The sequence below is a fragment of the Flavobacterium araucananum genome, from assembly GCF_002222055.1.
GTDB classification, from domain to species: Bacteria; Bacteroidota; Bacteroidia; order Flavobacteriales; family Flavobacteriaceae; genus Flavobacterium; species Flavobacterium araucananum.
This window is the reverse complement of record NZ_MUGS01000098.1, coordinates 1-7,262: the sequence shown is the minus strand read 5'-3', so window position 1 is coordinate 7,262 and position 7,262 is coordinate 1. Positions and strand designations below refer to the sequence as shown.

The following is a 7,262-nucleotide window of genomic DNA, read 5'->3' as shown; positions in this document are numbered from 1 at the left end:
ATTATCTACCAATCCTTTGCAGGACAAGATTTTTAAAATTAAAATTTAATTAAGAATTTTAAGTACAACAAAACAGCGAATAAAATATCCGAGCAGTACTTTTTAAATTTCTAATAAATATTAAAATCTTGGTGGAGGAAGACAACCCTTTCTGTTCATATCTTTTTTATTATAAAAAACAAAACTAACAAAAAAATTAAACAAGCACAATACTTGATAATATTAGAACTGAAAAGACTCAAAAAAATGGTAAATAATATCAATTTGTAATTTGTATCATGCCTAAAAAAAAGCAAAAACTCCTTAATTTCTTAAGGAGTTTTTTATGCTTTATTTTTTCTGAAAACTACATTGTAAATATCCCAAAAATGATATCATTCTCAAGATTTTCGATATATAGAAAGCTCAAATATTTAATCAATAACGATACTGTTAATTGCTTTATTCATAGCATCATCTTTTAATCCTTGTACCTTTAATCCTTCTGCTCGAAATGCCGTAAGATCTGTTAGTCCCAAGAATCCTAAAAAAGCCTTTAGATAAGGAACAACAAAATCGTTAGCCTGACCAGGACCTTCTGAGTATACACCGCCAGACGCCATTGCAACATATACCTTTTTGCCGGTAACCAGACCAATAGGACGCCCATCTTCGCCATATCCAAAAGTTATTCCGGGCCTTGTAATATAATCAATCCATGTTTTTAATGCCGAATGAATAGTGAAATTGTAAAGCGGGGCACCAATAACAATTATGTCTGCCGCCAGTAATTGTTTAATTAAATTATTAGCAAATACAATCGATTCTTTTTCTTCGGTGTTAAGATGATCAGCGGGAGTAAAAAATTTACGAAGTAATTCCGGATTAAGATTTGGCATATCCAGTTCAACAAGATTTAACTCTTCGAGTGTGCTATTGGGATATTTTTCTTGAATTTTTTCGATAATGGCTTCACTTAGTTTAATACTATGTGATTCTTTGGGTTGAATGCTGGACATTAAATGAAGAATGTGTTTCATAACTACTATGCTTTTAAGATTTACTTTTTTATAATCTAATAATTGAAAATCATTAGACTTTTAGCTTTTATTTAAGGTAAAGTTACAGTAGTTGAGTATGCAAAAGATAGCAGTTTCCTAAAGGAAACCAGTTACTTTTGGGAAAGTTCGTATCTTTACTTTTATGAAAACAATTGAAGAACAAGAACTTCCAACAAAGAACGAATGTGCAGGATCACTTAAGAATATCATAGATGCACTCTATGTTTTAAATGGAAAATGGAAGATCGCATTAATCCTTAGTCTTATTCAATCATCGAAACGTTTTAATGAAATAAAAAAAGAAATCGATGGAATATCACCAAAAATTTTAGCAAAAGAGCTCAAAGATTTAGAGTTGAATGATTTTATCAAGCGTACTGTATATCCTACAACACCTGTTAGCATTATATACGAAGCAACTGAATATAGCCGAACATTAAAAAACGTAATACGCGAACTCAGTAATTGGGGCGAGATGCACAGAGAAAAAGTAAAAGAGAGTATGAGGAAAAGGCAGGTAGTTTGAATTTTAATTGACCTCTAATCCGAAGAAAGAATTATTCTTCTTTTTTCTTTAAACATCTTCCTCTTGGCTCATCACCTTCATGAAGTACAATTTCAGAATGTAGAAACTGGGCCGCTTCTGCTGAATCTTTGACTTTAGAAGCACTGCGTTCTAACATCTCTGCTTCAAACTGATTTAATACACTCTCTCTTATTCCTTCTTTTCTCCATTGAGACAAAGGCCTGCATCCTCTTAAAATTTCCCGCGCCAGCAAAAGTGCATCTAATAAAGCTTGATTTGCACCTTGTCCTTTAAATGGACTCATGGGATGAGCCGCATCTCCAATCAGCGTTACTTGTCCTCCTTTTTTCAATAATTCTGAATCGAGTAATTCTCTGTCATAAACAGGGTAGCCGGAAATCTGAGCTTCTTGAGTTGCTGCTAAAATTTGAGGAATTGGATCGTGCCATTGCGTTCTGCGTAATGCTTCGTCCTTAAGTGCTTTAGGTCCCAGAGTACTTAAAGCCTTTGCTTCATTTTCTGACATTGGAAAACTAAGCTGCCACATGATCGAGTCTGAATTATATGGCATTATGTAAATTCTTTCATTGCCATTGGCCGTCTGAAATACAGTTGCTGAGTCTAACAAAGAACTACTTGTAAGTCCCTTGAGATCCTGCAAAGGACAAATACCCAATATCACAATACAATCCAAGTAGCGCAAAGGAGTCTTATCCTCGCCAATCGTTAGCTTTCGGACTGCACTACGAATGCCATCGGCACCAACTACAAGATCTGCCTTAAAGCTTTTTATCTCCCCATTTACCTCAAAGTCTAAAGTAACACCATCATCATCTAATTGCTTCAAATCTACTAATTGATGTCCCCATTGTACCGCATTATGTCCGCCAAGTTGCTCAAGTAATGCTAAGCGCAAAGATTGCCTTGCGATGTGTACATTGGTTCGTTTTGGAGATGCTTTTGGTTCTGCTGGTATCCATTTTCTAATGCCCCATTCGCCAATAACTTTTCCTTCTGTAGTATGAACCAAATGTCTTGTCGAAATTACGCCTTCTTCTAACGAAAAAATACCCAATCCCTCGATTGCTTTACTGGCTTGCTGCAAAGTAAGTCCGTAACCCTGAGATCGGGCCTCAAAATTAGCATCACGTTCAAAAATAGTAAAAGGAATCCCGCGGTGTAAACACGCCACAGCCAACGCTACTCCTCCTATACCACCACCAATAATAGCAACATGTGGATAGTTTTCTTTATCTACTCCAGGAAGACCAGCTGAACGAACCAATCCGGATCCGGAACACTTGAGACAGGAATTTAAATGGCTTTTAGGACGAACCGGAGCTATCCCTTCTCCTTTTGATTTTTCAAATTGATCCAGGGCTACCTCATACCTGAGCCTTACTTTCTTGCTAAGCCGTTGACTTTTTTTGCCACGTCCTTGACATTCGGGACAAATACCCCAGTACATCCCTTCATTTTCCTCTTTTTTCATTCTTTGTTTAACTTAACCTACCTCCCTTTACCTGAAAAACCTGATCAAAATAATTAATGCCTGACCTAAAAATAAAGTAGTGATTATGAGATTCCTATCTGATGTAAAATATAACATGGCAAATTTATAGTTTTTTTGATCCTTCTGCAAAGCATCCTTTGATTAAGAAAAAAGAAATAAAAACAAAAAACCTCCAAAGTCATTGATTTTGGAGGTTCTTTAATTTGATAATGTTTGCCTTAATCCTACCAGGGACTAATACCAGTTTCATCTTCTATATCGTTGCTGAAAAATTTCCCTGTAGGTCCACTGTCATCTGTAAGCGTATGTTTGATGATAAAATTAGCAGCACTTTCTATTGTTCCCGGCCCGTTATGATGGTTAAAATCTGTTGCTGTATACCCCGGATCGATTACATTTACTTTAAAAAGCAAATCTCTTAACTCATAAGCCAATACAATCGTATAAGCATTTAAAGCTGCCTTTGAAGTTCCATAACTTGCCGATTTAAAATTATAATATTTCCAATTAGGATCGCTATGCAATGTCAAAGATCCAAGACCTGAAGTAATATTACTAATTCTTGGACTATCTGATTTTTTTAGCAACTCCAGAAATACCTGAGTAACACTTATAACACCAAAGAAATTGGTATCAAATACATTTTGAATAGCTGCAATTGATGTATTTGAAGCATTTTGAGGCATTTCTCCGCTTATTCCGGCATTATTAATTAAGATATCTAATTTGCCTTGCTCCCTTTCTACAATATTTTTTGCTGCCACAATTGTATCCGGATTCGTAACATCAATTGTGATCGCTTTAATGTTTTCGTATCCGTTCTCGTTTAAGTTCTTTACTACCAATTTTCCTTTTTCAAGATCCCGAGTTCCTAAATAAACAAATAATCCTTTTTTAGAAAACTCCTTTACCAGTTCTAAACCAATGCTTCTATTTGCTCCTGTAATTAATACTGAATTCATTTTTTCTTATTTTTAAGTTATTGAAGCAAAGGTGATGTGTTTAAACTTATAATCATTTGCCATTTGACAAAAAGCAATTTAACCAATATTTTTTCTAATTCGACTTAAGGAAGATTGTGTAATACCAAGATAAGAAGCAACAAAAGAAAGCGGAACACGATTAACAACATTGGGATAGATTTCTAAAAACTTTAAGTAACGTGTGGTAGCATCTTCTGAAATCTGCGGACTTCTTCTTTCAACTTTTTGCATTAATGCCCTCGAAACTAATTTGTGTACAATTGCATCCCAACCCACGATAGTATTAGAAAGTTCTTTCCAGTCTTTTTTAGAAAAAACCATAATAGTGCAATCTGTTATCGCCTGTACATAAGCTGTTGATGCTATTTCATTTTCGAAACTCTCTAAATCGACCACCAGATTATTCTCGTCAATAAAATATTTAGTAATTTCCTCTCCTTTATTATTATAATAACAAACCCTGACGATTCCGTCTAGTACGAAACCTACTTGTTTTGCAATTTTTCCTGCTTCAGAAAAATATTCGTCTTTCTTTAATTCCAATTCATTCGCCTTGCTTAAAACTAAGTCAACTTGCTGGGTATTCAGATTTCCAAACTGCAATATATATTCTATAAATTCTTTCATACCTGCAAGTTAGTTAAAGTTGTTTACGATGAATTTGTCAAATGACAAATTCATCGTAAAATTTATTGATGTCATAGTTTAATTTTTATTAAATAATTCTTTGAACGCTACAGGACTCAAGTTTGTCTTTTTCTTAAATAATTTATTGAAAGACTGCGGATGTTCGAATCCTAATTTATATCCAATTTCCGATACCGAAAAAGTACCATTGACAATATACTCTTTTGCTTTTTCGATTAATTTATCATGAATAAACTGTTGAGTATTTTGTCCACAAAGATTCCGTAACAAATCGCTCAGGTATCTTGGCGATAAATTCAACTCATCTGCCAGAAACTGTACTGTCAATACACCATTTAACAAAGTCTTTTCGTCATTAAAATAAGCATCTATTAGGTTTTCTAATTTCGCCAATACATCGTGATTAACCGCTTTTCTGGTAATAAACTGCCGGTTATAAAAGCGATTACTATAGTTTAGTAAAAGTTCTATTTGCGATATAATCACATCCTGACTAAAATTATCGATACGTTCGTTAAGCTCATTCCGGATCGAAACAAAGACACCCAAAATAGTATCCTTTTCTTTCTCTGACAAATACAAGGCTTCTGAAGCAGAATAACCAAAAAAGCCATATTTTTTTATGTTAGTATTCAAAGAATACGGACGAATAAAATCAGGATGAATATGCAATGACATTCCATTATAATCTGCTTCTTCATCCTGCATTTTCAAAATTTGACCTGGCGAAACAAAAGACATTCCACCCTCTTCAAAATCATAGAAGCCATGACCATATTTAATTTTTCCTTTAAAATTGGTTTTAAAGGATATCTTATAATAATCCAGAATAATTCCCTGCTCAAAATCTTTAGGGTCAAAAATAGCTTCCCCGTAATTCAAAATACTAATAAGCGGATGCAAAGGCTTAGGTTGACCCATCGCGGTATGCAGTTGAGATATTGTATGGAATATTTTAGGCTGACTTTTCATTATTATGTATTTTAAACTTATCAGGTTCTAATTATTATTATCACACAAATTTACAAAATGTTCTATTGGCGCAATATTCCAGTTTACAGTACTTTGATCAATCATATCATGCACAATCGAATCACTAAGTTCCGTCATCAATTTATGCATGGCAGCTGTACCGTCCTGAGCGTTTTCCCATAAAAGCAAATCGTAAACAACACCTTTTTTTAATTCAAAGATACTTCTGGAAATAAACCCTTTCTGTCTTTTCAAAAATTCATCAATTTCTTTGTTTGCCTCAATAAATTGCTGAACATTAGAATTATTCAATCTAAAGGTAGTTAGTTCTATCGCTTGATTTTTCATCTTATTTTAAATTTAAAAAGTAAACATTGTTTTAATATTCTCAACCTGTTTTTCGGCACCCAAATTTATGCGTTCATTGTATAACGCATTAGCATCCTTTCCTGCAACATACCTTAATTTATTCTGATTGTCTGTTGCAGCTTCAAAAACAATTTGAGCAATATCTTCAACTTTACTATAGTTAGCGATTTGTTCCGGACTATACCCTTTACTCACTTCTGCAGACAGTTGTACATAAGCACTATGTTGCACTAACTCCATAGATCGAACAGCAAAATCTGTTTGCATACCCCCGGGAGCGATAATTTTTACCTGAATTCCAAACTGAGCTAACTCGTATGCCATACTTTCTGAAAAACCATCTATAGCAAATTTTGTAGCACTATAAATAGAACAGGTTGGGAATCCTATTAATCCAAAAGTAGAGGTAATATTTATAAATGTACCGCTCTTGTTTTTACGAAAATGAGGTGTAAAAGCTTTTGAAACTCTTATAACACTAAGTAAATTAGTTGCTATCTGACGATAAATTTGTTCATCATCTAAAGATTCTAAAACACCTATTAAACCATAACCCGCATTATTCATTACAACGTCTACAGAATATAAAGCTGTAACTTGTTTAATTGTCGAAATAATTTGTTCTGAATTTGTGACATCCAAAGGAAGTATTATAACATCTTTCAGCTTATCCAGTTCGTTTTCTTTTTCAGGATTTCGCATTGTTGCGATTACACGCCAACCTTTACTTTGAAATAATTTTGCTGTTGATTTTCCTAAACCTGACGAAGCTCCTGTAATAAAAATTGTCTTTTGCATTTTTTTATAATTTAAAATTTATAATGCAAAAATCAGAAGAAGTGTCATGAGGAATGTAGCCATTTTGGAGTTTCAGTTAGCCAAAATGACTCTACAGCTTTGTTAGATAGAATAAAACTTTTCGATTTATTCCAAAAAAAAACTTCAATTAGCATTAGCCAATTGAAGTTTTTAGTACTCAGAGCGGGACTTGAACCCGCACGAACATTGCTGTTCACTGGATTTTAAGTCCAGCGTGTCTACCAATTTCACCATCCGAGCATTATGTGGTACCTCCAGGGATCGAACCAGGGACACATGGATTTTCAGTCCATTGCTCTACCATCTGAGCTAAGGTACCTTATATATTTAAAATATATAAATAAAAACCCTGTTCGTTAAAACAGGGTTTTCAAAAGAAAGGCGACGACATA

8 protein-coding genes and 2 tRNA genes are annotated in these 7,262 nt (G+C 34.0%); 1 reads left to right on the top strand and 9 read right to left on the bottom strand.

Features of this window, described 5'->3' with window-relative positions:
• Positions 1 to 413: 413 nt before the first annotated feature.
• A complete protein-coding gene (locus tag B0A64_RS24205) occupies positions 414 to 1,019 on the bottom strand; it encodes an FMN-dependent NADH-azoreductase (protein ID WP_089482014.1) in 606 nt (201 codons plus the stop codon).
• A gap of 163 nt (positions 1,020 to 1,182) precedes the next feature.
• On the opposite strand from B0A64_RS24205, the gene B0A64_RS24200 reads away from it, so the two are divergent.
• Complete coding sequence (locus tag B0A64_RS24200) at positions 1,183 to 1,566, top strand: winged helix-turn-helix transcriptional regulator (protein WP_089482013.1); 384 nt, start codon at positions 1,183 to 1,185, stop codon at positions 1,564 to 1,566.
• 31 nt (positions 1,567 to 1,597) lie between these two features.
• Here B0A64_RS24200 and B0A64_RS24195 read toward each other — a convergent pair whose 3' ends face one another.
• From B0A64_RS24195 to B0A64_RS24160, 8 genes are all read right to left on the bottom strand, one after another.
• Positions 1,598 to 3,058 carry an FAD-dependent oxidoreductase gene (locus B0A64_RS24195; protein ID WP_089482012.1) on the bottom strand — a complete coding sequence of 487 codons (1,461 nt, stop codon included), beginning with the start codon at positions 3,056 to 3,058 and terminating at the stop codon, positions 1,598 to 1,600.
• Between the two features lie 245 nt (positions 3,059 to 3,303).
• A complete protein-coding gene (locus B0A64_RS24190; RefSeq protein WP_089482011.1) occupies positions 3,304 to 4,041 on the bottom strand; it encodes an SDR family NAD(P)-dependent oxidoreductase in 738 nt (245 codons plus the stop codon).
• Between the two features lie 78 nt (positions 4,042 to 4,119).
• On the bottom strand, positions 4,120 to 4,689 hold the full coding sequence (locus tag B0A64_RS24185) for a Crp/Fnr family transcriptional regulator (protein WP_089482010.1): 570 nt from the start codon (positions 4,687 to 4,689) through the stop codon (positions 4,120 to 4,122).
• Between the two features lie 78 nt (positions 4,690 to 4,767).
• Complete coding sequence (locus B0A64_RS24180) at positions 4,768 to 5,682, bottom strand: helix-turn-helix domain-containing protein (RefSeq protein WP_089482009.1); 915 nt, start codon at positions 5,680 to 5,682, stop codon at positions 4,768 to 4,770.
• Positions 5,683 to 5,709: 27 nt separating this feature from the next.
• Positions 5,710 to 6,030: a hypothetical protein gene (locus B0A64_RS24175; protein ID WP_089482008.1), complete on the bottom strand. Its 321-nt coding sequence runs from the start codon at positions 6,028 to 6,030 to the stop codon at positions 5,710 to 5,712.
• Positions 6,031 to 6,042: 12 nt separating this feature from the next.
• Complete coding sequence (locus B0A64_RS24170; protein WP_089482007.1) at positions 6,043 to 6,849, bottom strand: SDR family oxidoreductase; 807 nt, start codon at positions 6,847 to 6,849, stop codon at positions 6,043 to 6,045.
• A 175-nt stretch (positions 6,850 to 7,024) separates the two neighbouring features.
• Positions 7,025 to 7,110 (bottom strand) — tRNA-Leu (locus tag B0A64_RS24165).
• A gap of 6 nt (positions 7,111 to 7,116) precedes the next feature.
• Positions 7,117 to 7,189: transfer RNA gene (locus B0A64_RS24160), tRNA-Phe, on the bottom strand.
• Positions 7,190 to 7,262 lie beyond the last annotated feature (73 nt).

Coding starts and splice junctions, on each gene's coding strand:
- B0A64_RS24195 (WP_089482012.1), bottom strand. CDS start 3,058: ATGAAAAAAGAGGAAAATGAAGGGATGTACTGGGGTATTTGTCCCGAA.
- B0A64_RS24200 (WP_089482013.1), top strand. CDS start 1,183: ATGAAAACAATTGAAGAACAAGAACTTCCAACAAAGAACGAATGTGCA.
- B0A64_RS24180 (WP_089482009.1), bottom strand. CDS start 5,682: ATGAAAAGTCAGCCTAAAATATTCCATACAATATCTCAACTGCATACC.
- B0A64_RS24175 (WP_089482008.1), bottom strand. CDS start 6,030: ATGAAAAATCAAGCGATAGAACTAACTACCTTTAGATTGAATAATTCT.
- B0A64_RS24190 (WP_089482011.1), bottom strand. CDS start 4,041: ATGAATTCAGTATTAATTACAGGAGCAAATAGAAGCATTGGTTTAGAA.
- B0A64_RS24205 (WP_089482014.1), bottom strand. CDS start 1,019: ATGAAACACATTCTTCATTTAATGTCCAGCATTCAACCCAAAGAATCA.
- B0A64_RS24170 (WP_089482007.1), bottom strand. CDS start 6,849: ATGCAAAAGACAATTTTTATTACAGGAGCTTCGTCAGGTTTAGGAAAA.
- B0A64_RS24185 (WP_089482010.1), bottom strand. CDS start 4,689: ATGAAAGAATTTATAGAATATATATTGCAGTTTGGAAATCTGAATACC.